29 protein-coding genes are annotated in these 26,493 nt (G+C 72.2%); 12 read left to right on the top strand and 17 right to left on the bottom strand.

The window, feature by feature from the left end; genetic code table 11:
- Positions 1-78: 78 nt before the first annotated feature.
- The gene (locus tag ACIQJT_RS18085) at positions 79-789 is read right to left on the bottom strand and encodes a TIGR03943 family putative permease subunit (RefSeq protein WP_365453699.1); all 711 of its coding nucleotides are present in this window, start codon (positions 787-789) and stop codon (positions 79-81) included.
- On the bottom strand, positions 786-1,811 hold the full coding sequence (locus ACIQJT_RS18080) for a permease (protein WP_365453696.1): 1,026 nt from the start codon (positions 1,809-1,811) through the stop codon (positions 786-788). The genes ACIQJT_RS18085 and ACIQJT_RS18080 overlap by 4 nt, the downstream gene beginning before the upstream one ends.
- Before the next feature lie 221 nt (positions 1,812-2,032).
- On the opposite strand from ACIQJT_RS18080, the gene ACIQJT_RS18075 reads away from it, so the two are divergent.
- A complete protein-coding gene (locus ACIQJT_RS18075; protein WP_402644791.1) occupies positions 2,033-3,877 on the top strand; it encodes an NAD-binding protein in 1,845 nt (614 codons plus the stop codon).
- A gap of 148 nt (positions 3,878-4,025) precedes the next feature.
- Here ACIQJT_RS18075 and ACIQJT_RS18070 read toward each other — a convergent pair whose 3' ends face one another.
- Complete coding sequence (locus ACIQJT_RS18070; protein ID WP_402644483.1) at positions 4,026-5,840, bottom strand: prolyl oligopeptidase family serine peptidase; 1,815 nt, start codon at positions 5,838-5,840, stop codon at positions 4,026-4,028.
- Between the two features lie 149 nt (positions 5,841-5,989).
- Between ACIQJT_RS18070 and ACIQJT_RS18065 the strand changes: the two genes are divergently transcribed.
- Entirely contained in the window at positions 5,990-6,364 is a 375-nt protein-coding gene (locus tag ACIQJT_RS18065; protein WP_365453690.1) for a nuclear transport factor 2 family protein, read from the top strand.
- A 43-nt stretch (positions 6,365-6,407) separates the two neighbouring features.
- Positions 6,408-7,217, top strand: a complete 810-nt coding sequence (locus ACIQJT_RS18060; protein ID WP_402644480.1) for an SURF1 family protein — start codon at positions 6,408-6,410, stop codon at positions 7,215-7,217.
- A gap of 65 nt (positions 7,218-7,282) precedes the next feature.
- On the opposite strand, the gene ACIQJT_RS18055 is transcribed toward ACIQJT_RS18060, so the two are convergent.
- The 8 genes from ACIQJT_RS18055 to ACIQJT_RS18020 all read right to left on the bottom strand — a co-directional run bounded on the left by ACIQJT_RS18055 (position 7,283) and on the right by ACIQJT_RS18020 (position 14,592).
- Positions 7,283-8,311 (bottom strand): hypothetical protein, encoded by a 1,029-nt coding sequence (locus ACIQJT_RS18055; RefSeq protein ID WP_402644478.1) that lies wholly within the window; start codon positions 8,309-8,311, stop codon positions 7,283-7,285.
- A 131-nt stretch (positions 8,312-8,442) separates the two neighbouring features.
- Positions 8,443-9,108, bottom strand: a complete 666-nt coding sequence (locus ACIQJT_RS18050; protein ID WP_365453681.1) for a SigE family RNA polymerase sigma factor — start codon at positions 9,106-9,108, stop codon at positions 8,443-8,445.
- 373 nt (positions 9,109-9,481) lie between these two features.
- Positions 9,482-10,534: an aspartate-semialdehyde dehydrogenase gene (locus tag ACIQJT_RS18045; RefSeq protein ID WP_365453678.1), complete on the bottom strand. Its 1,053-nt coding sequence runs from the start codon at positions 10,532-10,534 to the stop codon at positions 9,482-9,484.
- Positions 10,531-11,808, bottom strand: coding sequence for an aspartate kinase (locus tag ACIQJT_RS18040; RefSeq protein WP_365453675.1), 1,278 nt, complete (start codon positions 11,806-11,808; stop codon positions 10,531-10,533). Before ACIQJT_RS18040 ends, ACIQJT_RS18045 begins: the two co-directional genes overlap by 4 nt.
- A 548-nt stretch (positions 11,809-12,356) precedes the next feature.
- A complete protein-coding gene (locus tag ACIQJT_RS18035) occupies positions 12,357-12,773 on the bottom strand; it encodes an SsgA family sporulation/cell division regulator (RefSeq protein WP_402644474.1) in 417 nt (138 codons plus the stop codon).
- A 146-nt stretch (positions 12,774-12,919) separates the two neighbouring features.
- Positions 12,920-13,579 carry a DUF5063 domain-containing protein gene (locus ACIQJT_RS18030; RefSeq protein ID WP_365453669.1) on the bottom strand — a complete coding sequence of 220 codons (660 nt, stop codon included), beginning with the start codon at positions 13,577-13,579 and terminating at the stop codon, positions 12,920-12,922.
- Entirely contained in the window at positions 13,572-14,171 is a 600-nt protein-coding gene (gene recR, locus ACIQJT_RS18025) for a recombination mediator RecR (protein ID WP_053850475.1), read from the bottom strand. Before recR ends, ACIQJT_RS18030 begins: the two co-directional genes overlap by 8 nt.
- A gap of 76 nt (positions 14,172-14,247) precedes the next feature.
- Positions 14,248-14,592 carry a YbaB/EbfC family nucleoid-associated protein gene (locus tag ACIQJT_RS18020; RefSeq protein WP_059209072.1) on the bottom strand — a complete coding sequence of 115 codons (345 nt, stop codon included), beginning with the start codon at positions 14,590-14,592 and terminating at the stop codon, positions 14,248-14,250.
- A gap of 252 nt (positions 14,593-14,844) precedes the next feature.
- Between ACIQJT_RS18020 and ACIQJT_RS18015 the strand changes: the two genes are divergently transcribed.
- The gene (locus ACIQJT_RS18015) at positions 14,845-15,570 is read left to right on the top strand and encodes an SLATT domain-containing protein (protein WP_365453664.1); all 726 of its coding nucleotides are present in this window, start codon (positions 14,845-14,847) and stop codon (positions 15,568-15,570) included.
- 31 nt (positions 15,571-15,601) lie between these two features.
- On the opposite strand, the gene ACIQJT_RS18010 is transcribed toward ACIQJT_RS18015, so the two are convergent.
- The 4 genes from ACIQJT_RS18010 to ACIQJT_RS17995 all read right to left on the bottom strand — a co-directional run bounded on the left by ACIQJT_RS18010 (position 15,602) and on the right by ACIQJT_RS17995 (position 18,673).
- Positions 15,602-17,164 carry a substrate-binding domain-containing protein gene (locus tag ACIQJT_RS18010; protein ID WP_402644469.1) on the bottom strand — a complete coding sequence of 521 codons (1,563 nt, stop codon included), beginning with the start codon at positions 17,162-17,164 and terminating at the stop codon, positions 15,602-15,604.
- Positions 17,165-17,288: 124 nt separating this feature from the next.
- Positions 17,289-17,555 carry a hypothetical protein gene (locus ACIQJT_RS18005; protein ID WP_365453658.1) on the bottom strand — a complete coding sequence of 89 codons (267 nt, stop codon included), beginning with the start codon at positions 17,553-17,555 and terminating at the stop codon, positions 17,289-17,291.
- 57 nt (positions 17,556-17,612) lie between these two features.
- The gene (locus ACIQJT_RS18000; RefSeq protein ID WP_365453655.1) at positions 17,613-18,071 is read right to left on the bottom strand and encodes a helix-turn-helix domain-containing protein; all 459 of its coding nucleotides are present in this window, start codon (positions 18,069-18,071) and stop codon (positions 17,613-17,615) included.
- The gene (locus ACIQJT_RS17995) at positions 18,068-18,673 is read right to left on the bottom strand and encodes a type 1 glutamine amidotransferase family protein (protein ID WP_402644467.1); all 606 of its coding nucleotides are present in this window, start codon (positions 18,671-18,673) and stop codon (positions 18,068-18,070) included. Before ACIQJT_RS17995 ends, ACIQJT_RS18000 begins: the two co-directional genes overlap by 4 nt.
- A 128-nt stretch (positions 18,674-18,801) precedes the next feature.
- Here ACIQJT_RS17995 and ACIQJT_RS17990 point away from each other — a divergent pair, with 128 nt between their 5' ends.
- The 3 genes from ACIQJT_RS17990 (at position 18,802) to ACIQJT_RS17980 (ending at position 21,732) form a co-directional block, all read left to right on the top strand.
- The gene (locus ACIQJT_RS17990) at positions 18,802-20,157 is read left to right on the top strand and encodes an aspartate aminotransferase family protein (protein WP_402644464.1); all 1,356 of its coding nucleotides are present in this window, start codon (positions 18,802-18,804) and stop codon (positions 20,155-20,157) included.
- 92 nt (positions 20,158-20,249) lie between these two features.
- Positions 20,250-20,951 (top strand): GntR family transcriptional regulator, encoded by a 702-nt coding sequence (locus ACIQJT_RS17985; RefSeq protein WP_365453646.1) that lies wholly within the window; start codon positions 20,250-20,252, stop codon positions 20,949-20,951.
- Positions 20,952-21,081: 130 nt separating this feature from the next.
- Positions 21,082-21,732 (top strand): hypothetical protein, encoded by a 651-nt coding sequence (locus tag ACIQJT_RS17980; protein ID WP_365453643.1) that lies wholly within the window; start codon positions 21,082-21,084, stop codon positions 21,730-21,732.
- 13 nt (positions 21,733-21,745) lie between these two features.
- Here the strand turns inward: ACIQJT_RS17980 and ACIQJT_RS17975 are convergent, their stop codons facing one another.
- Positions 21,746-22,039, bottom strand: coding sequence for a hypothetical protein (locus ACIQJT_RS17975; RefSeq protein WP_365453640.1), 294 nt, complete (start codon positions 22,037-22,039; stop codon positions 21,746-21,748).
- 228 nt (positions 22,040-22,267) lie between these two features.
- Here ACIQJT_RS17975 and ACIQJT_RS17970 point away from each other — a divergent pair, with 228 nt between their 5' ends.
- From ACIQJT_RS17970 to ACIQJT_RS17955, 4 genes are all read left to right on the top strand, one after another.
- On the top strand, positions 22,268-22,555 hold the full coding sequence (locus ACIQJT_RS17970; protein ID WP_365453637.1) for an SCO4225 family membrane protein: 288 nt from the start codon (positions 22,268-22,270) through the stop codon (positions 22,553-22,555).
- A gap of 176 nt (positions 22,556-22,731) precedes the next feature.
- Positions 22,732-23,097 (top strand): hypothetical protein, encoded by a 366-nt coding sequence (locus ACIQJT_RS17965; RefSeq protein ID WP_402644458.1) that lies wholly within the window; start codon positions 22,732-22,734, stop codon positions 23,095-23,097.
- Between the two features lie 7 nt (positions 23,098-23,104).
- Positions 23,105-23,614 carry a hypothetical protein gene (locus ACIQJT_RS17960; RefSeq protein WP_402644455.1) on the top strand — a complete coding sequence of 170 codons (510 nt, stop codon included), beginning with the start codon at positions 23,105-23,107 and terminating at the stop codon, positions 23,612-23,614.
- Positions 23,611-23,982, top strand: a complete 372-nt coding sequence (locus tag ACIQJT_RS17955) for a peptidase inhibitor family I36 protein (RefSeq protein WP_402644453.1) — start codon at positions 23,611-23,613, stop codon at positions 23,980-23,982. Before ACIQJT_RS17960 ends, ACIQJT_RS17955 begins: the two co-directional genes overlap by 4 nt.
- Positions 23,983-24,138: 156 nt before the next feature.
- Here ACIQJT_RS17955 and ACIQJT_RS17950 read toward each other — a convergent pair whose 3' ends face one another.
- Complete coding sequence (locus ACIQJT_RS17950) at positions 24,139-25,422, bottom strand: adenylosuccinate synthase (protein ID WP_365453634.1); 1,284 nt, start codon at positions 25,420-25,422, stop codon at positions 24,139-24,141.
- A 189-nt stretch (positions 25,423-25,611) separates the two neighbouring features.
- On the opposite strand from ACIQJT_RS17950, the gene ACIQJT_RS17945 reads away from it, so the two are divergent.
- Positions 25,612-26,457 (top strand): diacylglycerol kinase, encoded by an 846-nt coding sequence (locus tag ACIQJT_RS17945; RefSeq protein ID WP_402644450.1) that lies wholly within the window; start codon positions 25,612-25,614, stop codon positions 26,455-26,457.
- The last annotated feature ends 36 nt before the right edge of the window (positions 26,458-26,493 follow it).

Here is a 26,493-nt window from a genome sequence, read left to right as displayed (position 1 = left end):
CAGATCGAAGGCTAGGGGGAGCCACCGGCATCGGCAAGGGCCGGACGGGTCGGGACGGCACGGCCGCAGGGCCGGACGTCAGTTGTTCCAGGTCTCGTCGTACGGATCGGTCGGCGCCGCGACCGGTTCGGCCTCCGTGACCTCGAGGTACGGGATCGGCCCGCCGTTCACGGCGTCCTTGGTCCGCTTCGCCGTGTACGTGCCGGTGACCCGCAGCCAGCCGTCCGGTTTCAGGACCGGCGGGATCCGCCCGGTCAGCCCGACCTTGACCGGCTGGGCGTCCGCCGCGCAGCAGTTGAGGGCCATCCGGACCAGGTAGGGCGCGCCGGAGCGGTCCAGGGCGACGAACCCGGTGACGGTGATCCGCCGCCCGGACAGGCCCCGGCCGTGCTCGTAGACGGCCCGGCCCGCGTAGTCGGCGAGGCCCAGCCGCAGCGGCCCGCTCTCCGGCAGCCGCGCATAGCCGTACGACTGTTGCAGGGCCGTGCCCGTGCGCATCGCGCTGTAGGAGCCGAGGGCGGGCGGGGCCACCAGGATCAGGGCGAACAGGGGCAGGACGAGGAGCCACGAGACCCGGGGCTCGCGATGGGCGTGCTCCTGCTCCTCGGGGCCGGCCCGCCACTCGTACCAGGCCGTCGCGAGCGCCGTCACGACGAGGACCGCACCGGCCGCGAGGACCAGCGGCCGCAGGCCGGCCTTGACGTAGCGGAGGTAGAGGTCGGTCAGGCCCGCGTGCAGAAGGGCCGCGCCGAGGACGAACAGGACCGCCGACTGAGCCTGCCGGTTCACAGCATCACCCACCCGGTCAGCACCGAGACCACGATCGCCAGGGCGAGGGTCGCGGGCGCGAAGCGCAGGGCGAAGGCGCGCCCGAAGGTGCCCGTCTGCATCGCGAACAGCTTCAGGTCGATCATCGGGCCGACGACCAGGAAGGTCAGCCGCGCGGTCAGCGAGAACTGGGTCAGCGAGGCGGCCACGAACGCGTCCGCCTCCGAGCAGATCGACAGCACCACCGCGAGGGCGGCGAGGGCCAGCACCGCGATCACCGGGTTCTCCGCCGCCGTACGCAGCCACGTCTGCGGCACGACCGCCTTCAGGGTCGCCGCCGCCATCGCGCCCACGACCAGGAAGCCGCCCGCGTGCACCACGTCGTGCCGGACCGAACCCCAGAAGGCGGCACCCCTGCCCTGCCCCTCGTACGCGTGCCGGGCCGGCGGTCTCAGCAGGTCCGTGCGGCCGAGGCGCAGCCACAGCCAGCCCATCGCGCACGCCACCAGCAGGCTCGCGACCAGCCGGGCCACCACCATCCCGGGGTCGCGCGGGAAGGCCACCGCGGTCGCGGTCAGCACGATCGGGTTGATCGCCGGGGCGGACAGCAGGAAGGCCAGGGCCGCGGCCGGGGTGACACCGCGGCGCACCAGCGCGCCCGCCACCGGCACCGAAGCGCACTCGCAGCCCGGCAGCACCGCACCCGCCACCCCGGCCACCGGCACCGCGAGAGCGGGGTTCTTCGGCAGGGCGCGGGCGAAGAACGAAGGCGGCACGAACACCGCGATCGCCGCCGACAGCAGCACCCCGAGCACCAGGAAGGGCAGCGCCTGCACGAGCACAGCGACGAACACCGTCATCCAGCTCTGCATGACCGGTGCGCCCAGCACCCCGCGGATCGGCCCCTGGCACAGCACCACCAGCAGCATCAACAGGGTCAGCACCAAGGGGGAGTTCAGGCGCCGCTCGGCCGCGCCCCGCGCCGCCGGCGGGCGGTCCTCGCCGGTCTCCCGCGTGGGCGGGGGTGCTTTGGTGACGGCCACGGCCGGGGTCCCTCCGGGGTGGGGTGCTGGTTTCCCTGTCAGTGCGTACGACAGGGAAGGCCCGATTGCTCAGCGTGCGCGGCGGTTTGGGGAATTCTTGGCAGAGGAGTTCCTCACCTGCCGCACGTGGCGACATGCGTCCCGGTGCGGCAGTCTTCTCCCTCGTGGGGAGCGTTCCGAACCAGGGTCCCGGACTGCCGGGCGACACGGCAGCAGCGCACATGGTGGTGTGCGGGGACGACGGGCTCGCGCACCGGCTGGCGGCCGAGCTCAGAGGCGTCTACGGCGAACAGGTCACCCTGGTCGTCCCGGCCTCCGAACGGTCCGTGCGGCCACCGGTGGTGGTACGGGCCCGCGCCGCCTCCGCACTGCTCGACCGGGTGGTGACCGCCGCGGCCGGCCTGACCGGCAACGGCAACAGCGCCGCCGCCGTCCCCGCGGCCGGCGAACCCCCGGGCGGCATACGGCTGATGGAGGCCGCCGAACCGAACGAGGCGGCCCTCGCCGGGGCCGGCGTGGAACGGGCGGACGCGCTCGCCCTCGTGTACGACGACGACGAGACCAACATCCGCGCCGCCCTCACCGCCCGCCGCCTCAACCCCCGGCTGCGGCTCGTCCTGCGGCTCTACAACCGGCGCCTCGGCCAGCACATCGAGGAACTCCTCGACCAGGCCGCCGCGTTGGCCGCCGGCGCTGCGGCCGACGGGACCGGCTTCGACGCCTCCACGACCGTGCTCTCCGACGCCGACACCGCCGCGCCCGCGCTGGCCGCCACCGCCCTCACCGGCACCAGCAAGGTCCTCCAGACCGGCGGCCTGCTGCTGCGGGCGGTCGAACGCCCGCCCGCCGGGGCCGGGGCGAGCGCCGATCCGAGCCTCGCCACGCTCGCCCTGCTCTCGCCGACCGACGCCTCCGGACCCGGCGGCGACCAGGGCCCGACGCTGCTGCCGGACGCGGCCGCGGTACGGGAGGGCGGCGCCCGCGCGACCGTCGTGCTGGAGCAGGTGTCGTACGCCGGGCCCCCGCTGCCCGACGGGCGCGGGGTGATGCCCTGGTTCGCGTCGCTGTTCTCGCGGCGGCTGCGCTGGTCGCTGGCCGGGATGGTGGGGTGCGTGGTCGCGCTCGCCGTCGCACTGTGGCTGGTGACCGGTATCCATCCGCTGCGCGCCTTCTACCTGACCCTGCTCGACCTGTTCGCGATCGACGACCCGGCGATCGGTGAGTCCGTCGGACGGCAGATCCTCCAGCTCCTGTCCGGACTCGCCGGACTGCTGCTCCTCCCGGTGCTCCTCGCGGCGGTCCTGGAGGCCCTCGGCACCTTCCGCACCGCGTCCTCCCTGCGCAAGCCGCCCCGGGGCCTCGGCGGACACGTCGTGCTCCTCGGACTCGGCAAGATCGGCACCCGGGTGCTCACCCGGCTGCGGGAGCTGAACATCCCCGTGGTGTGCGTCGAGTCCGACCCCGAGGCACGCGGACTGGCCACCGCGCGGCGGCTGCGGGTGCCGGTGGTGCTCGGGGACGTCACCCAGGAGGGCGTCCTGGAGGCCGCCAAGATCCACCGCGCGCACGCCCTGCTCGCGGTGACCAGCGCGGACACCACGAACCTCGAGGCCGTGCTGTACGCACGGGCCGTACGGCCCGATCTGCGGGTGGTGCTGCGGCTGTACGACGACGACTTCGCGACCGCCGTGTACCGCACCCTCAGGGCCGCGCACCCCCGCGCCTCCACCCGCAGCCGGAGCGTCTCCCACCTGGCGGCTCCCGCCTTCGCCGGGGCGATGATGGGACGGCAGATCCTCGGGGCGTTCCCGGTGGAGCGGCGGGTGCTGCTGTTCGCGGCGGTGGACGTGGCCGGCCATCCCCAACTGGAGGGGAGGACGGTGGGCGAGGCGTTCCGGGCGGGGTCCTGGCGGGTGCTGGCCCGGGAGGAGTCGGGGGACTCCCCGGGGCTGATGTGGGACCTGCCGGACACGTATGTGCTCCATGCCTCGGACCGGGTGGTGCTGGCGGCCACGCGGCGGGGGCTCGCGGAGTTGCTGGGGCGCAGGGGGCGGGCGGCAGCGTAGCCGTACGCGCAGGTCGTGCCGGGTCGGGTGGTGGTGCGGCTGCGGGCGGGTGGGAGCTGATCGCACAGTTCCCCGCGCCCCTCGGGTGGGTACAGCCCGGCCGGCTTCGACCGCACCCACCTGAGGACGAGGGAAACTGCGCTCCCGCCTACCCCAAGTGCCTCGCCGCGAAGTCCAGTTCCAGCTTCACCTGCTTGATCCGCTCGTCCACCACCAGCGAGCCGTGACCGGCGTCGTACCGGTACACCTCGTGCACCGCCCCCCTCGACTCCAGCCGCTTCACGTAGTTGTCGATCTGACGGATCGGGCACCGGGGGTCGTTGACACCCGCCGAGATGTACACCGGAGCCTTGACCTCGTCGACGTACGTCAGGGGCGACGACGCCTCGAAGCGCTCCGGCACCTCCTCCGGCGTGCCGCCCAGCAGCGTCCGGTCCATCGCCTTCAGCGCCTCCATCTCGTCGTGATACGCCGTGACGTAGTCGGCGACCGGCACCGCCGCGATCCCGAGCGCCCAGGCCTCCGGCTGGGTGCCCAGGCCGAGCAGGGTGAGGTAGCCGCCCCAGGAGCCACCCGTGAGGATCAGCCGGCCGGGGTCGGCGAGACCGGACGCGATCGCCCACTCCCTGACCGCCGCGATGTCCTCCAGCTCGATCAGGCCGACCCGGTGCTTGAGCGCGTCGGTCCACTCGCGGCCGTAGCCCGTGGAACCGCGGTAGTTGACCCGGACGACCGCGTACCCGTGGTCCACCCAGGCCGCCGGGCCCGCCGCGAAGGAGTCGCTGTCGTGCCAGGTCGGGCCGCCGTGGATGTCGAAGACCGTCGGCAGCGGTCCCGTCGCCCCCGCCGGCTTCTGCACCAGGGCGTGGATCCGGCCGCCCGGCCCCTGCACCCACACGTCCTCCACCGGCACCGAACCGGGGGACTTGAGACCCGGCGGGTCCAGGACGACCCCGCCGGTCGTCGAGCGCACCGCCGACGGCTCGGCGGCCGAGGACCACAGGTACTCCACGCTGCCGTCGGGGCGGGCCGTCGCCCCGGAGACCGAGCCGGGCGGGGTCGGGACCTTCTCCAGCTTTCCGCTCTCCAGGTCGTACCGGAAGATCTCGCTGCGGGCCTCGAAGCTGTGCACGATGAGCAGTCCGGTGCCGTCCGGGTACCACTCGGCGCCCACGTCACCGGGCAGGTCCAGGGCGAGGTCGGTCTCCTCGCCCGTGGCCACGTCCCACACCAGCGGCTCCCAGCGGCCCCGCCGCTGGTGGCCGACGAGCAGCCGGGTGTCACCGTCCACCGGGGCGAAGCCGAGCACCTCCAGGCCCAGCTCCTCGGTGCCGCCCCGGGTGTCGTCGAGCTCGGCGACCGCCCTGCCGTCGGGGCGCACCACGCGCAGCGCCGAGTGCATCGCGTCGCCGTGCTCGGTGTGCTCGATCGCGATCAGCGAGCCGTCGTGGGAGAGGTCGCCGACGCCCGCCGACTCACGGTGCCGGTAGATCTCCACCGGTTCCTCGCCGGTGCGCACGAGGTGGATCGAGGTGCCCTCGTCGTCGGTCGAGCGGCCCACGACCGCGGTCCTGCCGTCCCGGCCCAGGGCCACGCCCGCCGGGTAGGAGGCGTCCAGGCCCGGCGCGGCGAGCTCGTCGGCGCCGCCCTCGAAGGGCTGGCGGCGCCAGACGCCGAACTCGTCGCCGTCCTTGTCGTCGAACCACCAGATCCACGCGCCGTCCGGGGAGAGCACGCCGTCCGTGGTGCCGTTGGGCCGGTCCGTGACCTGCCGCTGGGCGCCGGTGGCCCGGTCCCAGGCGTACAGCTCGTACGTCCCCGTGGCGTTGGACACGAACAGGGAGCGGTCGGGGGCGTCCTCCGCCCAGTCGGGCAGCGACACCCGGGGCGCCCGGAAGCGCTTCTCCCAGTCCGGCATCTCGTTGTTCCGCTCGGCCGCGGCGGACCCGTTGCTCTCAGTCATGACCCCATACTGCCTGCCCTCACAGACAATCCGCAGACGAGGTCCCCAGCCTGTGGACAACTTCTACCGGGTGCTTACCCGTACCCCCGCGACCAGGGCGGGAAGGCCGTCCCCGGCCGTTGTCAGTGGCGGGGTGCACACTCGTCCCCATGACCGATCTGCGCGAGACCGTGGAGCGTTTCTGGGCCTTCGCCGAGGCCCGCGACTGGACGTCGTTCGCCGGCACCCTGGCCGAGGACGTCGTCTACACCCTGCCGCAGACCCGCGAGCGCGTCAGCGGACGGGAGCGGTACGTCGAGTTCAACCGTGAGTACCCGGGCGACTGGCACCTGCGGACCGAGCGGATCGTCGCCGAGCCGGACCAGGTCGTCACCTGGGTCCACTTCACGGTGGGCCTGGAGGAGATGTACGGCATCTCGTTCTTCACCGGGGACGGCAGCGGCCGGATAGCCACCGTCACCGACTTCTGGCCGGAGCCGTACGAGCCCCCGGCGGGCCGCGACCACCTCACCGAGCGGTACTGACCCCGCTCCCCGCCCGCCCGGTGCGGCCCCGTACCGTGGGGGTGTGTACCGGTTTCTGCTGACACCCCGCTGGTTCGGCATCAACGTCTTCGTGCTGCTCGCCATCCCGTTCTGCCTGTTCATGGGGTCGTGGCAGCTCAGCCGGTTCGAGGACCGGATGGCGGAGAGCCGGGACGCCGAGCAGTCGGTCGTCACCGACGGGCGGGAGGCCGCACGGCCGCTCGCCGAGCTGCTGCCGGTGGACAAGGCGACCTCCGGCAAGCAGGTCACCGCCACCGGCCGCTACGACAAGCAGCTCCTGGTCCCCGACCGGCAGCTGGACGACCGCGAGGGTTACTACGTCCTGACGCTGCTGCGCGTCGACGGCGGCAGGGCCCTGCCCGTCGTCCGGGGCTGGCTGCCGGGCACCCCCGACCCGGCGAAGGTCCCGGCCGCGCCGAAGGGCGAGGTCACCGTCACCGGTGCGCTCCAGGCGTCGGAGACCCCCGGGGACAACGGCGTCAGCGCGCGGGGCGGCCTTCCGGCCGGGCAGACGGCGGCGATCAGCGCGGCCTCGCTGATCAACCTCGTGCCGTACGACGTGTACGACGCGTGGGTCACCCTCAACACCGGTGACTCCGGGATGAAGGCCGTGCCGGCGACCGCGCCCGCCGACAGCGGGCTGGACCTGAAGGCCTTCCAGAACCTCGGCTACACCGGCGAGTGGTTCGTCTTCGCCGGCTTCGTGGTCTTCATGTGGTTCCGGCTGCTGCGCCGCGAGGTGGAGTTCGTCCGGGACGCGGAGCTGGGCATCGTCCCGGACGAGGGCGGGCAGCGGTCACCGGAGCAGCCGCAGGAAAAGGCGACCGCCTGAGCGGGGGCGTCCCCCGACGCCCGCCCGCCCCGCCAGGCGCCCCACGCCGTCACGCCGTCACGCCGTCACGCCGTCGCGAGCACACCCGTCCAGTACACGACGCCCGCGCACGCGTTGGTCACCGTCGTGGACACCGAGGCCGAGCCGCCCTCCGCCGTGTACGTCACCAGGACGCTGCCGTCGGCCGTGCCGTCCTCCGTGAGGAGCTGGGTGGAGGTGCCGGTGTCACCGCCGGTCGAGGAGCCCTCGCCGGTGGAGGTGTCCGGGGACGCCGAGGGGTCGGGGGTGGGGTCGGTCGAGGGTTCCGAGGTGGGACAGGTCTCGGACGGCACCCAGGCGAACTTCACGTCGTAGGAGGACCCCGGCTGGAGCGTGAGCTGGGCGACCTCCTGGGACGGGTCGGGCAGCCCGGCGGAGGCCGCGTCGCCGGACGTGTGCCGCAGCGCCCCGATCTTGCTGCTGTCGGCCGCGCCCTGGGCGCTCGGCGTCACGATGCCGGGGCCGGAGACCGTGCAGGCGGCGGAGGAGCTGTTGGTGACGCGGAAGGTGCCGTAGACCGTCCCGGAGGCGTCGGGCACCGCGGTGCTCGCCGTGGGGGAGCCGAGCTGGGCGGCCGTGCAGACCTGGGCGTTCTGGGAGGTCGTGGCGGAGGGGTCGCTGCCGCTGCTGGCTCCGGTGCCCGCGCCCGCCGTCCTGCCCTTGTCGTCGCCCTTCGAATGGCCCTTGCCCTTGTCCTCGGTCTTGCTCGAGGAGCCGCCGGAGGTGGACTCGCCGCCGTCCTGCTGCTTGCCCTGGCCCGCGCCGCCCTGCATCTGGGACGTGTGCCCGGCGTTGGAGGTGTTGGCGCTGGTGCCGGTGGAGGAGACGTGCACGACGGCGGGGATGGCGGTGCCGAAGAAGAGGGCGGCGGCCGCCATGCCGACGAGGGCCTGCCGCTTGCGCGCCCGTCTGGCGGGCACCGCCTTGCGCAGGTGGTCGAGGGTGCCGTCCCGCGGTTCCATCTCCTGGACCGCCTGGTGCAGCATTCGTCGCAGTGCAAGCTCGTCCGAGTCGAACTCCCCCGTGGAGCTCAGATCATCGGGGCCCTGATTCACAGTTCCGTTCCCAGCGTGCGATTGCTTGTGCTCTTGCCGCGCCGTCCGGGTCGGCTCGTGCTCGCCTTCCCCGGTCGGCTCATGCCACGCGTAAGGCTCGTGGCGCCGTCCATCGGAATCACCCTCGCCGCTCACACCGGTTCCTCCATCGCGACCCGCAGCGCGGCGATCCCCCGCGAGCCGTACGCCTTCACGGAGCCCAGCGAGATGCCGAGGGTATCGGCGACCTGGGCCTCGGTCATGTCCGCGAAGTAGCGCAGGACCAGGACCTCGCGCTGGCGGCGCTGGAGGCCCTTCATGGCCTTGATGAGGGAGTCGCGCTCGAGCTGGTCGTACGCCCCCTCCTCGGCGCTGGCCATGTCGGGCATCGGCTTGGACAGCAGCTTGAGTCCGAGGATGCGCCGGCGCAGGGCCGAGCGGGACAGGTTGACGACCGTCTGGCGCAGGTACGCGAGGGTCTTCTCCGGGTCGCGGACGCGTTTGCGCGCCGAGTGGACGCGGATGAACGCCTCCTGGACGACGTCCTCGCAGGAGGCGGTGTCGTCGAGCAGGAGGGCGGCGAGACCCAGCAGGGAGCGGTAGTGCGCCCGGTAGGTCTCGGTGAGGTGGTCGACGGTGGTACCGGCTGCCGCCGTGTCCTCGGCGTACTCGGCTCCGTCACGCTGACTGGGTATGCGGGCGGGCCGCGCTGCGGGCATGGGCGCGATCACCGGCATGCCACCGGACGCCCCGGGCCTGCGGGGCCGGAGGACGGCCGCGCCGCTCGGCGCGGCAGGGAAGTCGAGTACCTGAGCCACGACAGTTGGACACGCTCACCCCGGTGAGGGTTGTACGCGGCCGTCCATCTTCTCTCAGGCAGCACAACTGACCGTGCGTCGAACGCGCTCATGCCTACCCGCTCTTCCCCTGTGTCCCGAATGGCCGAGGCGTCCCCACGCCTCGCAAGCATCCCCGCACCCCTGAAAGGGCGTTCGCAAAGACGCTCCCCGCCCTTCGCGCGGTTGCGGAGAGCGGGGAGGAAATCTTCGGACGCCCGGGCGCCGGGATCAAGTGGTACGGACCATTAGTCGCACCACATGTCGCACACAGATCCTACAAAGGGTTCCGGCCATGGCCAGGACTTTTCCGGTAGGCACAACTGCGTACGGGAGATCCGCCGCGGTTCGGGCATCACGCGAAGTCGGCCGCCACGAGCTCCGCGATCTGCGCGGTGTTGAGCGCGGCACCCTTGCGCAGGTTGTCGCCGCACACGAAGAGCTCGAGCGCGGTCGGGTCGTCGAGGGCCCGCCGGACCCGCCCGACCCAGGTGGGGTCGGTGCCCACGACGTCGGCGGGGGTGGGGAACTCCCCGGCCGCCGGATCGTCGAAGAGGACGACCCCGGGGGCGGTCGCGAGGATCTCGCGCGCCTTGCGGACGGTGACCTCGCCCTCGAAGCGGGCGTGCACGGTGAGGGAGTGCACGGTGACCACCGGGACCCGCACACAGGTCACGGCGACCGGCAGCGCGGGCAGGCCGAGGATCTTGCGGGACTCGTCCCGTACCTTCATCTCCTCCGAGGACCAGCCGTCCTCGCGCAGCGAACCGGCCCACGGCACGACGTTCAGCGCGACCGGCTCCGGGAACGGCCCGGTGTTGTCGCCGACGGCCCGCCGCACGTCACCGGGGTGCGTGCCGAGCTCGGTGCCGGCGACCAGGGAGAGCTGCTGGCGCAGGGTCTCGACACCGGCGCGCCCGGCCCCGCTCACCGCCTGGTAGCTCGACACCACCAGCTCGCGCAGCCCGAACTCGGCGTGCAGCGCACCCAGGGCCACGATCATGGACAGGGTCGTGCAGTTGGGGTTGGCGATGATCCCGCGCGGCCGCATCCGGGCCGCGTGCGGATTGACCTCGGGGACGACGAGGGGCACGTCGGGGTCCATCCGGAAGGCGCCGGAGTTGTCCACGACGACGGCACCCCGGGCCGCGGCGACCGGCGCCCACTGGGCGGCCACCTCGTCCGGCACGTCGAACATGGCGACGTCGACCCCGTCGAAGGCCTCCTCCGACAGGGCCACGACCTCGACCTGCTCCCCGCGCACGGCCAGCTTGCGGCCGGCCGAGCGGGGGGAGGCGATCAGTCGGATCTCGCCCCAGATGTCCGCGTGCTGGGACAGGATCTGGAGCATGACCGTGCCGACGGCCCCGGTCGCGCCTACGACCGCGAGCGTCGGCCTGGCAGTCATCGGCCGGTGCCGCCGTAGACGACCGCCTCGTCGCTGTCGGAGTCGAGCCCGAAGGCGCTGTGCACGGCGCGGACGGCCTCGGCCACGTCGTCGGCGCGGGTGACGACCGAGATGCGGATCTCGGAGGTCGAGATCAGCTCGATGTTCACGCCGGCTTCGGACAGGGCGGTGAAGAAGTCGGCCGTGACGCCCGGGTTGGTCTTCATGCCCGCGCCCACGAGCGAGATCTTGCCGATCTGGTCGTCGTAGCGCAGCGAGTCGAAGCCGATGCCGGACTTGTTCTTCTCCAGGGCGTCGATGGCCTTGCGGCCCTCGGCCTTGGGGAGCGTGAAGGAGATGTCGGTCAGCCCGGTGGAGGCGGCGGAGACGTTCTGCACGATCATGTCGATGTTGATCTCGGCGTCCGCGATCGTGCGGAAGATCACCGCGGCCTCACCCGGCTTGTCCGGCACGCCGACGACCGTGATCTTGGCCTCGGAGGTGTCGTGCGCGACACCGGAGATGATGGCCTGCTCCACCTTCTTGTCCCCTTGCTCGATCGGCTCACTGCTGACCCACGTGCCCTGGAGTCCACTGAAGGACGACCGGACGTGGATCGGGATGTTGTAGCGGCGGGCGTACTCCACACAGCGGTGGAGCAGCACCTTCGAACCGGAGGCGGCGAGCTCCAGCATGTCCTCGAAGGAGATCCAGTCGATCTTCTTCGCCTTCTTCACCACGCGCGGGTCGGCGGTGAACACGCCGTCGACGTCGGTGTAGATCTCGCAGACCTCGGCGTCGAGGGCGGCGGCGAGCGCCACGGCGGTGGTGTCGGAGCCACCGCGCCCGAGCGTGGTGATGTCCTTCTTGTCCTGGCTGACGCCCTGGAAGCCGGCGACGATGGCGATGTTGCCCTCGTCGAGGGCCGTACGGATACGGCCCGGCGTGACGTCGATGATCCGGGCTTTGTTGTGGACCGAGTCGGTGATGACGCCGGCCTGGCTGCCGGTGAAGGACTGGGCCTCGTGGCCCAGGTTTTTGATCGCCATGGCCAGCAGGGCCATGGAGATACGCTCTCCGGCGGTCAGCAGCATGTCGAACTCACGCCCGGCAGGCATGGGAGACACCTGCTCGGCGAGATCGATCAGCTCGTCCGTCGTGTCGCCCATCGCGGAAACGACGACGACGACCTGGTGGCCGTTCTTCTTCGCTTCGACGATTCGCTTGGCGACGCGCTTGATGCCCTCGGCATCGGCTACGGAGGAGCCTCCGTACTTCTGCACGACAAGGCCCACGTGCGCTCCTCGCTCAGTCCGTGTGTGTCGGCTCAGTTTACCGAGCGCCCGAATTCCACCTCCGCGGTATCGCATCGTGAGATTCGCACGCCCAGGTCAGCGCATGCCCAACCGCACAGCTCGGGAAAAGTGCACCGCGTCACATGGCCCTGTGGGACGTCTGGGCTGTGCGGTGGAGTGACTCCAGACCCTCTGCTGTACAGGGCAGGGCCAGGGCTCCCGCTGGCCGGGACCGTGCTGCTCGGCTCCTGCGTGCAGTGGTTCGCGGGGATGGTTCGCCCTGGTCTCCGTGCCCGCACTGGTGCTCCTCCTCGGCCCGGCGCGGGGGTGGTCCTCGCCACGCTCCGGCATCAAGACCCGCGGCGGGCGGCCACCGCACCCCCGACAGGCCGGCCCGGGCAGGCGGGTCGGCGCCCGTCGACCCTGCACCCCGGCGCCAAGGCCGGCGCCCGGCGGTCGCCGCGTCCCGTCGGCCCGACCGGGAACAGGCGGGCACCGCGCCCCCGTGGACACCGACCCGGCGCCCCCGGTCCCCTTCGCCGTGCCGGTCACACCCGCCCCCCGAACAGCACCAGCAGCCCCTGGTCCAGTTCCGCGCCCACCGTCTCCTGGTCCGGGGCGACGACCGTGTACGTGCGGGCCAGGAAGCGGGTCAGGTCCGCGGTGGTGAAGCTGAGGACGGCGACGCCCTGCTCGGTGTGGAACTCGACGTACGTGTGGGCCGGACCGGCCGGGCGGACGCGGACGTTGCCGATGCCGGCCGCGGTGCGCAGCCCCTCGCCGAGCAGGACGCGGGCGAACGTCCACGTCGTGACCTCGCCGTCGACGGTGACATGCGGCGGGAAGTCGATGTGCACGGCCGGCGGCTCGGCGGAGGTGTAGCGCAGGGTCGCGGGGATCGCGAGCTCCTGGCCCGCGGCCGTGATCAGGCGGGCGCCTGTCGGCTGCTGGAGGGTGACGTGCATGAGGGGCTCCAAGGGGGCGGGGGCACGGGCCGGGTGTGGCCGTCGTGCAGTGAGACCACCCCGGATGCCCGCGCATTACGCCGTTCTTGAAGGACCCGTGTATGACTCGCGTCACACGGAGCCGAGAAGCCCCTGCTCAGGAGCGCTCACGGGGCGGGACGCAGCCCCAGCGGGCCCGCGATCTCCTCCACCATCACCTTGCCCGCCTCGAACTCCAGCGTCTCGTCGCCCATCGCCTGGTCGGTGTCGAGGCCGTCCAGTTCGGCCAGCGGCTGGTTCAGGCGCACGTGCGCCACCACCGACTGGAGGGCGCGCAGGGTCGCGGACGCCGTGGAGCCCCAGTTGGAGAAGTACGAGAACTGCCACCACCACAGGGCCTCCGTGGTGCGGCCCGCCCGGTAGTGGGCCATGCCGTGGCGCAGGTCGGTGATGACGTCGGTCAGGTCGTCGGAGATCCGGGCCGGGACCGGCGCCTTGCGGGGCTCGTAGGGGTCGAAGACCTCGGAGTAGACGTCGATCGGGTCCAGCAGCCGGGCCAGGTTCTCGCGGAGTTCGTCCACGTCGGCGTCCGGGCCCGTGTCGGGCTCGTAGCGCTCGTCGGGGACGATGTCCTCGTGGGCGCCGAGGCGGCCGCCGGCCAGCAGGAGCTGGGAGACCTCCAGGAGCAGGAAGGGGACGGCCGAGTCGGGTTCGTCGCCCTTGGCCACCTCCATGACGGCCACCAGGAAGCTCTCGACCTGGTCGGCGATCTGGACCGCGAAGTCGTCGGGGTCCGGGGCGGTCGCGTGCAGCGTGGCGTCAGACATCTAGGAGTCGTCTCCCCTCGAAGGCGCGGCCGAGGGTCACCTCGTCCGCGTATTCCAGGTCGCCACCCACAGGGAGGCCGCTGGCCAGGCGGGTGACCTTGAGGCCCATGGGCTTGATCATGCGGGCGAGGTACGTCGCCGTGGCCTCACCCTCCAGGTTCGGGTCGGTGGCCAGGATCAGCTCCGTGACCGTCCCGTCGGCCAGGCGGGCCAACAGTTCTCGTATGCGCAGATCATCGGGTCCTACACCCTCGATCGGGCTGATCGCCCCGCCCAGGACGTGGTACTTGCCACGGAACTCCCGGGTGCGCTCGATCGCGACCACGTCCTTCGGCTCCTCGACCACACAGATGACGGAGGGGTCGCGGCGGGTGTCGCGGCAGATGTTGCACAGCTCTTCCTGCGCGACGTTGCCGCAGGTCGCGCAGAAGCGGACCTTGGCCTTGACCTCCATCAGGCACTGCGCGAGCCGCCGTACGTCCGTCGGCTCCGCCTGCAGGATGTGGAAGGCGATCCGCTGGGCGCTCTTGGGACCGACGCCGGGCAGCCGCCCCAGTTCGTCGATGAGGTCCTGGACCACGCCTTCGTACAACGGACTGCCGTCCTTCCTGGGGTTCCTTGCGATACGTACGCTAGTTGGCCGACACCCGACTCCGGAAGACGGGCCCCTAGAAGGGCAGGCCGGGGATGCCGCTGCCGCCGCCGAGGCCCTGGGCGAGCGGGCCGAGCTTCTGCTGCTGGAGGGTCTGGGCGTTCTCGTTCGCCGCCTGGACGGCCGCCACGATCAGGTCGGCGAGAGTCTCGGTGTCCTCCGGGTCCACCGCCTTCGGGTCGATCTTCAGCGCGCGCAGCTCGCCGGCGCCGGTGACGGTGGCCTTCACCAGACCGCCGCCCGCCTGGCCGTCGACCTCGGTCCTGGCGAGTTCCTCCTGCGCGTTCGCCAGGTCCTGCTGCATCTTCTGGGCCTGCTGGAGCAACTGCTGCATGTTGGGCTGGCCACCACCGGGGATCACGATCAGCTCCTGTGTCCGTACAGCTTCGTGGGCGAGGTTTTCCTCCCTGGCACGAGCCTACGTGGTCGGGACGGGCGTCGCCGCAGCACTCTTTCGAGTGAGTCGGCCTGGAGTCCTATACCTGATCAAGGCCCTCTTCCGAGCGGAAAAGCGACCAAAGCACCCCCTTCGCCACCCATTGGGCGGTAGGAAGGATCCCCGCACATCAGCATCAGGCGTCACGCAGGGTGACCGATCAGTAGGGAGCGCCGGGTGGGTCAGCCGGAGATGCAGCCCGAGGGCCCGCCTCAGGACGGACGGGCCGATCTGGCCGGGCGGACGTTTCCGCTCGGCGACTGGGGCGAGCCCGCCGTACGGCTGGACGAGCTGTACCGGTGGGTGGAGCACGGGGCGCTGGCGACGGCGTCCTGGTATCTCGCGGACCGGGTGGGGAAGCGGCGCTGCGCCCGGGCGCTGCGGGCCGGGGCCGCGGTGGGGGCGGTGACCGGGGCCGTGCTGCCGTTGCTGGGGCTGACGGGGGTGGTGGGGGCCGGGATCGCGCCCTGGGGCTATCTCTCCCTGCTCCTCGCGGTGGCCTGCGTGGCCGTCGACCGCTACTTCGGGGTGACCTCCGGCTGGATAAGGGACGTGGCCACCGCGCAGGCCGTGCAGCGCCGCCTCCAGGCCCTCCAGTTCGACTGGGCCTCGGAGAGCGTCCGCGAGGTGCTCGGCCCCACGGAGGGCACGGCCGCCGAGGCCACGGAGCGCTGCCTGGGCGTGCTGCGCCGCTTCTCGGAGGACGTGACGGAGCTGATCCGGGTGGAGACGGCCGACTGGATCGTGGAGTTCCGCAACGGGTCCGCGCCGATGGGCATCCAGGGCGCGGTGACCTCCGGGGGACGCCAGGATCCCGGCGGCGCCCAGGGCCGCTTCCCGCTCCCGCCGGGACCGCCGGCCCGCCCGAACATGCCCCGTCAGCGTCCGCCGGAGCCCCGGTGACCCGGCTGGGGGCCGTCCCCGGGACGGCCCGTCAGTCGCACAGCCCCGCCGCCCGCCCGCACGGCAGATGCCCCTGTTCCCGGATCACGTCCTGGCTCGTGCCCTCGTCGAGGTAGGCCAGGAAGCCCGCGGCGAGGGAGCCGGGTGCCGGGGGGCGGTAGGTGTACGCGTACTCGACCCCCCGGTAGGGGTACCGGTCCGGGTGGTCGGTGGAGGCCGGCCGTCCGTCCAGGGGCACCCGGCGTACGCCCTTGTGGCCGGTGGCCAGGGTGAGTTCGCTGTAGCCGAGGGCGCCGGGCTGGACGGCCACCTTGTCCAGCACGTCCTCGGTGGAGGCGAGTTCGCAGCGGGTGACGGCCGGGCGGGCGGCCGCGGCCACCGCCTTGTCCCGCAGCGGGTCGCAGTCCAGGGATGTCGTGGGGGTCATCTCCCAGGCGCCCGCCAGCACCTGTTCCTGGAAGATCTGCCGTGTCCCCGAGTAGGCGTCCCGGCTGACCAGCACGACCGGCAGGCCGGGCAGGCGCGGGAGTCCGGCGGGGCGGGAGGCGTTCAGGTCGCTCCAGCGCCTGACCTCGCCCCGGTACAGGCGCTCCACCTCGGCCCGGCTCAGCCCGCGCGCGCCGAGATCGATGCCGTCGTTGACGACGAGGGTGAAGACCGACAGGGCGGTCTTCTCGCCGTGCAGGCCCAGCCGGTCGCCCATCGGGCCGTCCGAGAAGGCGATCACGGACCGCGCCTCCTTCGCCGAGCGGGCACCGGTGGCGGCGAGCCCGGTCACCCCGGCCTCGCTGCCACGGGCCTTGACCGTGATGTCGGCCCCCTCGCAGTCCTTCTCGTACTCCTTCGCGAGCGTCTCGATGACCGGGGCGAAGGCGGTGGAGCCGGTCACCGTGAGGTGTCCCCTCTCGCAGCCGAGCGGGGGCGGGGTGTCGTCGCGGGCGACCACGATCGTGGCGAGGACCAGGACGGAGAGGGTGAGCAGGCCGGTGAAGACGCGTGCCGCCGGACTGAAAACGGGCGGGATCTCGTCCGGGGTGGCGCTGCGGTTGGGGTGCACCTCGCCGTCCCGGAGGCCGCCGGTCATGCGGATCGGACGGCCCACGTCACCGCCGGACAGCAGCACGAGGAGCTTGTAGTGCTCGCCGCGGTTGAGGGGGACGCGGGGGACGTGCAGCCGGTTGCCCTCGTAGCCGAAACCCCGTTCTGGGGTGAAGTGGTCCATGAGGTGGTCGGTGTCGATCGGCTGGGTGACCGAGACCCCGCGGACCGTGCGGTCGCTGAACACCGCGGTCAGGCCGTGCCGTTCGGGGCCCGTGTAGTCGTCCCGGTCGATGCCCTGCGAGCCGTCGTTCTCGATGCGCAGGAGGACGAGGGTGGCGTCGGACATGTCCGGGGCCTCGTCGAAGAGCCCGAGCCGCACGTTGGTCCGGCCTCTTCGGACGTCGTCGCCGATCGGGTTGTCCATCTGGACCCGGTACCCGATGCGCTTGCGGCGCGGGACCCGGCGCTCGTACCAGACCATGACCCCGGACGCGACGACGCCGAGGACGGCGGTCCCCACCGCCACGAAGTTCTCCGCGCTCAACCACTCCACTGTGGGTGCCCCCGCAACTCCCGCAGTCCACTCGTCCGGCCACCGTACGGCTGTGCGAGCGGACCCGGCGGGCCGGCGGGGTGAAGTTCGCCGGACGTTCAACCGCCGTACGGGCAAAGGGGTTTCAGGGCGAGACCGCGGGGGCCGTCGGTGCGGTGCCGGGGGCGGCGGGGCCCTCGTCGTCCAGGACGGCGTAGACCGTGCCGCCGGCGCCCAGCGCCACCACGAGCGCGACCGCGAGGAGTGCCAGCGTGACGGCCCGGCTGCGCTCCACCGCCGCCGGTCCGGGCTCCGGCGGGTACGGCGTCAGATAGACGCCGGGCGTACGCGGCCCCCGGGCATGGCCCCGCCCCTCGCCGTCCGCCGGTTCGGCGGCGCCGTGTTCCTCCATCGCAGGCCCTCCCCCGAGACCGCGCGCCCGCACACCTGCGCGACAGAAGACCAGTGTCTACGCCGGTCCGCCGCCCGTCGAGAGCTGGTCGAGCACCTTGGACAGCCGTTCCAGCAGCTCCACGGCCCCGGCGAGTTCGTCCTCCCCGAAGGCCTCGGCGAGCTGGTCGGCGAAGGCCGCGTGCCCCGGGTCGATCCGGCGCACGGCGGCCAGTCCCTCCTCGGTCGGGGCGAGGAGCTTGGCGCGCCGGTGGGCGGGGTTGGGCCGGTACTCGGCCAGCCCCCGCTCCACCAGCAGATCGGCGATCCGCTGCACGCTCTGCCGGGTGATGCCCATCTCCCGGGCGATCCCGGCGACCGGGAGCGGCTGCCGGAGCACCGCGCCGAGCACCTGCCACCAGGCGGCGGTGAGCCCGGCGGGTCCGGCCAGCTCGTCGGCCACCGCGAGGAACTGGCCGTTGAGCCGGAACACCCCGAGCGCGCCGCGGCTGAGCAGCTCCTGCCGCTCCCGGCTCACTGCGCGGCCGCCCTCTCCAGCACGGCGTACGCCTCGGGGTCGGAGTCGTGGAACAGGCGGTACCAGGCGTCGAGCACCTCGCCCTCGTACACCCCGAGCAGCCGGAAGATCTCCCGGGCGAACGCGACGGGCTCGGTGGGTCCGGCGGTGACCAGGACGCCGTCGGTCACGGCGTCCGCGTCGACGTACCGCTCGGCGCCGGCGTAGCCCGTGGCCGCCAGGTAGAAGGACACGGCGCTGGTGTGCTCCCGCTCGTCGAGCAGCCCCTCGCGCGCGAGTCCGGCGGTGGCGCCGCAGATCGCGGCGACGGGGACCCCGGCGTCGAGGAACTCGCGCGCCTTGCGGGCGAAGGGGGCGAGGTCGTCGCCGGCGTCCCAGAGATCGGCGCCCGGGAGGATCAGCAGGGAGCTGTCGGCGGGCCGTACGTCCTCCAGGGCGCACGCGGGCCGGACCCGCAGCCCTCCGATGGACGTCACCGGCTCACGCGAGGGCCCGACCGTCCGGATCCCGTACCCGGCCCGGGCGAGGTAGGCCGTGGCGTGGCCCGTCTCCCAGTCGGCGTAGGTGTCGTACACGGCGTGGTGCACAGGCTTCCGAGTCATGACAGTATACTGTCATTTGGACAGTAGACTGTCAATCGTGGGACCTGGACAACCTGTCGCGGAAAGCCCTCGTCCACAGACAGGACGCCGATACCGCTTCCGTATCGCGGACATTTACGCTCGCTCGCATGACCCCTCAGCCACACCCCGAGGTCGGCGTCGCCGTGAAGGCCGCGGACCGTGCTCATGTGTTCCACTCCTGGTCCGCACAGGAGCTCATCGACCCGCTCGCCGTCGCCGGTGCGGAGGGCTCGTACTTCTGGGACTACGACGGGAACCGCTACCTCGACTTCACCAGCGGGCTCGTCTACACCAACATCGGGTACCAGCACCCGAAGGTCGTCGCCGCGATCCAGGAGCAGGCCGCGACGATGACGACGTTCGCGCCCGCCTTCGCGATCGAGGCGCGCTCGGAGGCGGCCCGGCTGATCGCCGAGCGGACGCCCGGGGACCTGGACAAGATCTTCTTCACCAACGGCGGCGCGGACGCGGTGGAGCACGCCGTGCGGATGGCCCGGCTGCACACCGGGCGGCCCAAGGTGCTGTCCGCCTACCGCTCCTACCACGGCGGTACGCAGCAGGCCGTCAACCTCACCGGTGACCCCCGCCGCTGGGCCTCCGACAGCGGCTCGGCCGGGGTCGTGCACTTCTGGGCGCCCTTCCTGTACCGGTCCCGCTTCTACGCCGAGACGGAGGAGCAGGAGACCGCGCGCGCCCTTGAGCACCTGGAGACGACGATCGCCTTCGAGGGGCCCGCCACCGTCGCCGCGATCATCCTGGAGACCGTCCCCGGCACCGCCGGGATCATGGTGCCGCCGCCCGGCTACCTCGCCGGCGTCCGCGAGATCTGCGACAAGTACGGGATCGTCTTCGTCCTGGACGAGGTCATGGCCGGGTTCGGACGCACCGGTGAGTGGTTCGCCGCCGATCTCTTCGGGGTCGTACCCGACCTCATGACCTTCGCCAAGGGCGTCAACAGCGGGTACGTGCCGCTCGGCGGGGTCGCCATCTCCGGGGCCGTCGCCGAGACCTTCGGCAAGCGGCCCTACCCCGGCGGGCTCACCTACTCCGGGCACCCGCTCGCCTGCGCCGCCGCCGTCGCCACCATCAATGTCATGGCGGACGAGGGCGTCGTCGACAACGCCAGGCACCTCGGTACGGCCGTCCTGGAGCCGGCGCTCGCGGAGCTCGCCGAGCGGCACCCGAGCGTCGGCGAGGTGCGGGGCACGGGCATGTTCTGGGCCCTGGAGCTCGTGCGGAACAAGGAGACCCGCGAGCCGCTCGTGCCCTACAACGCGGCGGGCGAGGCGAACGCCCCGATGGCCGCGTTCGCGGCCGCCGCGAAGCAGCGGGGCCTGTGGCCGTTCGTCAACATGAACCGGACGCACGTGGTCCCGCCCTGCAACGTCAGCGAGGCCGAACTCAAGGAAGGGCTCGCCGCTCTGGACACCGCGCTCTCCGTGGCGGACGAGTACACGGAGTAAACCCCCGGCGCCGTCGAACGCGTAAGGTGGCGTGCTCGTAGACATATGTACGAGCACGCCATCTGCACCTGCGCGAGGGAGGCGCCCCGACGATGCCCGGCAGCAGCGGCAACGGTGCCGTCACCCGCAGCACGCTGCGGCAGCAGATCGCGGACGCGCTGCGCGACGAGGTACTGGCCGGACGGCTCCAGCCGGGGCAGGAGTTCACCGTCAAGGAGATCGCCGAGCAGTACGGCGTCTCCGCCACCCCGGTCCGCGAGGCCCTCGTCGACCTGTCCGCGCAAGGGCTCCTGGAGGCCGACCAGCACCGCGGCTTCCATGTCCACGAGTACTCCCTCGACGACCTGCGGAGCATGACCGAGGCCCGCAGCCTGGTCACGGACGGCATGTTCCAGGCGCTCGACGCCGGTCACCCCGTCCTCCAGGAGCTGGAGGAGCCCCGTACCGCCGCGGCCGTGGCGGGCGTACGGCGACGCGGTGAGGAGGCCCAGCGGGCCGCCAGCGCGGGCGACCTGACCGTACTGATCGGCTACGACCTGCGCTTCTGGCGGGAACTGAGCGTCCTGTTCGGCAACCCCTACCTGGCCGACTTCCTGCACCGGCTGCGCGTGCAGACCTGGGTGTGCACGGTCCAGCACCTGCGCCGGCTCACCGATCTGCGCGGCAGCCTGTGGTCCGGGCACCCCGAGGTCGCCGACGCCCTGTACCGGCGGGACACCGGGACCGCCCGCGAGCTCCTGGCCGCCTACAACGGCCACTACTTGACCCTCATCGAGGGCCTCACCGCCGACTGACGGCCCCCGGCACGGGTAAGGGACCACCACGACCCGTACAAGGGGCCCCGCCCGGGGACCCCAGCGACTACCCTTCCCTGACCACCGTGTGACGACATCCGCGCACCGCGCGTATCCGAGGAGCTGTCTTTTGGCCTGTGACCTGTGGCTGGTCCCGCTCGTCGATGTGTTGTGCCACACCCCGGACAACCCGTTCGCCGAGGAACTCGCGCAATACAACAAGGTGCTCGCCGAGGCCGGGTTGCCGCCGGTGCCGGTGTACCAGTACATGCCGGGACTGTCCGGCGAGGTCGCCCCGGTGGCCGGTTTCGACTACGACGCCCTGCACTTCCTGCGCCGCGCCTACCTGCTCCAGGTCTGCGGGCTCCCGGTCACCCCCGTGGACGAACTCGGCGGCGACTACGAGCAGTTGCTGGAGATGTTCGAGACGACGGCCCAGCAGTCCCACCTGGTCTGGCACTACGACCACGCGGGCGCGTACGTCCCCGTCGACTTCCCGCACCCGCTGGCCGACGACGAACTGCTCGCGGGCGGCGGCCCGTTGGGCTCCTCGCAGGCCCTGCTGCGGGAACTGGAGTTCGTGGCCCCGGTGATCGGCATCGATCCGGCCAACCCGCCGGCGCCCCCGGAGCCGCCGCGCGCCCCCACCGAGCTGGAGGAGCCGGCCGTCGCCGCACCGTACGACCCCAGCCCCTTCGCCCGCGAACGCCATGTCTGGCTGGGGCTGCACGCGGCGGCGACCCGGAGCCTCGCCCAGGGCTCGATGATCATCTTCAGCTGAGGACCGCCGGAGTTCAGCGTCCGAGCTGGGCGAGCCCCTTCTGCAGGTCGTCGCGGTTCATCACCGGGGTGTAGCTGACCTTGGCGCCCAGGTGCATGAAGAACGGCTCACTGATCACCGGCATCTGTGAGCTGTCCTCCATGTCGAAGAACAGGAAAGCGGTGCGCTGACCGTTCTCGGAGGTGAAGTAGGCCGCCTCGGGCTTGATCTGTTCCAGCGACGCCTCGATCAGCTTCGGCAGGGTGCCGTTGCTGATGGCCTCGTTCGCCTTCTCCGTGTCCATGGAAACCTTGAGCAGTACGCGCATCGCACTCACCTTCTCCGGATCGACACGCCTCTGTGCACCCCAGAATATGCCTGAATGGGGCGTTTATCCCTGGCGACTGCGGTGGGAGCAGCCGGACCGGCCCGCGGGTCCGCCCGGCCCCTCAGGGAGGTTGAGTACCGCTACTCAGGCGGGAGCCGCCGGTGCCCCCGCATCGTGGAGGGCACGGACGGAGCCCGCAGCTCCGCGAAGACTTCCTGGGGGATCCCGATGAACGGCTCGCACCACCTCCGCAACCCGCTCGCGCTCGGCTACCTGCTCCTCGTGACCGCGGTCCTCGGCTGGGTCTGCGTGGACGCCCTGTTCGTCGAGCACGCCGACGCGAGCTTCGCCGGGGTCTGGGCGTTCGCGGTCACGGCCCCGGCCTCGCTGCTGTTCGTAATGGTGCCGGGGGTGCCGGCATGGGCCGGGATCGTCACGGGTGCCGTGGTGAACGCGGCGGTGCTGGAGGCGGCGTACCGGGGCCTCGGCGGCCGCCGCCCGCGGCCCACGGCCTGAGCGCTCGCCGTCACCCCCAACCGCCCCTGCGCAGGCGCCACTTCGGGTCCGCCGCCCGCACCTCTCGTCCCCCGCCGGCCCTCCTCCGGCGGGCGTCCTGGAACGCCGGCCGACGATGATCCACTGAACGGGTGAATGTCCGCATACGCCCAAAAAGGGCTGGGCATGCAGCGCGCATGCGCTCTGCCTTGATCACGTCCGTGCTGCTCGCCGCCCTGTCGCCCCTCGTCGCCGCACCCGCTCGTGCCGCCGCTGCCGTACCGCCGGGGCATGTCCACTTCTGGGCCGAGCCGGGGCAGATGGGGCCGGGCGGCGCCTGGGACTACGCGCCTCCGGGGTACAAGGAGGCGGCGCCGCGGGTGAAGCGGCACGCGTACTCCTTCGACTCGCACGCGCCGGTGACCGTGTACGCGATCAGCTTCCAGGGCGGCGGCGCCTGCCTGTACCGGGCGATCCGGCCGGACGACTACTCCGACAACTGGGACTGGGCCACGAAGTTCGACGGGGTCAGCGACTCCCCCCTGGGCTGCCAGGCAGGCTGACCCGCCCATGCGTGCCCGTACGGCGACGGCCCTGGCCGTCCTCACCCTCCTGACCCTCCTCACCGCGTCCGCCTGCACGGCGGGGGCCGCCCGGCAGGAGCCCCCAGCCGACGACGTGATCAAGGCGGCCACCCGCGCGCTCACCGACGCCTGTCTGACCCGGCGGGGCCTCACCCCGGAGTCGGACCGGCAGCGCGTGTCCAACGCACTGTTCGGCACCGGCCGGGCGGAGTTGTCGCTCCGGCTGTCCACCGGCCATGTGGTCCGCTCCCACACCGACGGCTGCCTCGCGGCGGCGCAGGAGCGGCTCTACGGCGACCAGGTCCGCTGGTTCCGCACCTCGGTCGTCGTCAACAACCTCCGGCCCGAGGCCGTGCGGACCGGCCGCCCGCTCTCCGAGGTCCGGGCCGCGCACCGCGCGGAGATCGCGGAGTGGCGTCGGCTGCGGGCCCACGCCCTCACCACAGCGACCGCCCTGCTGAAGGGCGGCACCCCCCACCCGAAGGGAAACCAGTGAAGCGCTTCATCGCCGTCCTGTCCGCCGGACTGCTCGCCACCGGAGCCGTCCTCGCCACCTCGGCCTCGGCCCAGGCGGCGGCCTGCGGCAGCGGGAACTTCTGCGCGTGGACGGACGCGAACTACCAGGGCCAGAAGATCGAGTGGACCGGCGACGACGGCTGGTGGGAGGGCAACATCGCCGACCAGGACTCGTCCTGGGCCAACCACGGCATCTCGGGCCCCGGCATCAAGGACCACGTCAAGGTGTACGCCTCCGCCGGCCAGTCCGGCCCGATGACCATCTGTCTCGCGCCCGGCCAGGAGGCCGGCTACAACGGCGTGGCCAACGACCGCGGGGACTCCCACATCTGGGCCACCGGCTGCTGAACCGGCCGCGGCCGAAGGAACCGGCGACGACTGGCGGCCGGTCCCGCGGTCGGACGGGCCGGCGGCGGCCCCGGTGACGAGATCCGCGCTCGAAAAGGCCATCGGGCCGGTCGAGGAAGTCCTTGACCGGCCCGATGGCTGTCCAGCAGGAGGGATCTACAGGAACGAGTTGATCTCGATCGTCTCGTCCCGGCCCGGGCCCACGCCGATCGCGGAGATCGGGGCGCCGGACATCTCCTCCAGCGCCTTCACGTAGCCCTGGGCGTTCTTCGGGAGGTCCGCGAAGGTCTTGGCCTTCGTGATGTCCTCGCTCCAGCCGGGCAGGTACTCGTAGACGGGCTTCGCGTGGTGGAAGTCGGTCTGGGAGTACGGCAGTTCCTCGACCCGCTGACCGTCGATCTCGTACGCGACACAGACCGGGATCTGCTCCCAGCCGGTGAGCACGTCGAGCTTGGTGAGGAAGAAGTCGGTGAGGCCGTTGACCCGGGTCGCGTAACGGGCGATCACCGCGTCGAACCAGCCGCAGCGACGGTCACGGCCGGTGGTGACACCCCGCTCACCGCCGATGCGGCGCAGCGCCTCGCCGTCCTCGTCGAAGAGTTCGGTGGGGAAGGGGCCGGAGCCCACCCGGGTCGTGTACGCCTTCAGGATGCCGATGACCCGGCTGATCTTCGTCGGGCCCACGCCGGCGCCGGTGCAGGCGCCGCCCGCGGTCGGGTTCGACGAGGTGACGAAGGGGTACGTGCCGTGGTCGATGTCCAGGAGGGTGCCCTGGCCGCCCTCGAACAGGACGACCTTGTCCTGCTCCAGGGCCTGGTTGAGGACGAGGACCGTGTCGGCGACGTAGGGCTTCAGCTTGTCGGCGTAGCCCAGCAGTTCCTCGACGACCTGGCCGACCTCGATGGCCCGGCGGTTGAAGACCTTGGTGAGGAGCTGGTTCTTGCCGTCGAGGGCCGCCTCGACCTTCTGGGTCAGGATCGACTCGTCGTACAGGTCCTGGATGCGGATGCCCACGCGGTTGATCTTGTCCGCGTAGGTCGGTCCGATGCCGCGACCGGTGGTGCCGATCTTGCGCTTTCCGAGGAAGCGTTCCGTCACCTTGTCCACGGTGACGTTGTACGGCGTGATGATGTGGGCGTTGCCGCTGATCAGGAGCTTGGAGGTGTCGACGCCGCGGTCGTTCAGTCCGTTCAGCTCGGAGAACAGGACCGACGGATCGACGACGACACCGTTGCCGATGACCGGGGTGCACCCCGGAGACAGGATTCCGGAAGGGAGGAGGTGGAGGGCGTACTTCTGATCGCCCACGACTACCGTGTGGCCGGCGTTGTTGCCGCCCTGGTAGCGCACCACATAGTCCACCGAGCCACCGAGCAGGTCGGTCGCCTTTCCCTTGCCTTCGTCACCCCACTGAGCACCGAGCAGCACAAGTGCGGGCACGCGCGTACACCCCTTCCGGGCGGGGCATGTCCAAGGTCGGGGGCGTACGCGTACGGTTCACTCCGTCGCGTGCACCACGGCCGTCGTCGGCCGCTGCCCGTCGGACCCGGATGCCCCGGAATAGACGAAGCCCCTGGCGCAATAGCGCAAGGGGCTCTTGCACAAAGATGCTACCCGAGGAAGCGAGGCATGGCCGAGGTGGCGACTTCCGCGACGTCCGATCAGCTGTTGGTGGTCATCGACCCGGTCGCCCGGCAGACGGACGGCGAGTCCGTACGGATCGTGAAAGACGTGCTCAGCGCGGGTGCCGCGACGAAGGTGTGCCTGCCGGACGGGCCCGAGGAGTTCGCCCGGGCACTGGCCCGGCGCGGCTCGCGGCGCCCGGTGGTGGTCGGGGACGACCGCGCGCTGATGCGGACGGTGGTGCTGCTGCACCGGCAGCGGGAGCTGGCCGGATGCGTGCTGTCGGTGGTGCCGGTGGGCCCGGTCCTGGGCGTCGCCCACGCGCTGGGGGTGCCCTCGGGGGCGGTCGCGGCCGCGCGGGCGGTCCTGGAGGGGGCCGAGCGGCGCCTGGACATGCTGGTGGACGACAGCGACGGCGTGGTCCTCGGAGCCCTGCGGATCCCCGCGCCGGCCGCGCGCGCGGAGCCGCCGGAGGTGGCGCGGCCCTGGCTGCGGACCTGCCAGTCCCTCGTACGGACCCTGGTGCCGCCCCGCCCCGCGCGGGAGACCGCGCCCGCCGTACCCGCGCCCACGCGGCTGCGGGTGGAGGTCGACGGGGAGACCCTGGTGGACCTGGACCAGCCCCTGGAGGCGGTCTCGGTGACCCCGGGCTCGGGCGGCGGCCTGGCCGCGGTCGAGGTGCGCCCGCTGTCGGTGGGGGCGGAGGCCTCCCCCCTGTTCGCCACCGGCAGGACGGTGACCGTCACCGGGGCGGACTTCCGCTACCGGGCGGACGCCGGGGTGGCCGGACCGGTGCGCAGACGGACCTGGACGGTGCGGGAGCGGGCCGTGGGGCTCGTGCTCCCCTCGTGACCCCCGCGCCCGTGCCGCCCCTGCGGCCCCGGAGGT

It is taken from the genome of Streptomyces sp. NPDC091972 (assembly GCF_044756385.1).
In the GTDB taxonomy this organism is placed as follows: Bacteria; Actinomycetota; Actinomycetes; order Streptomycetales; family Streptomycetaceae; genus Streptomyces.
Note: the sequence above shows the minus strand (reverse complement) of the source record. Positions and strands in the feature narration are given on the sequence as shown.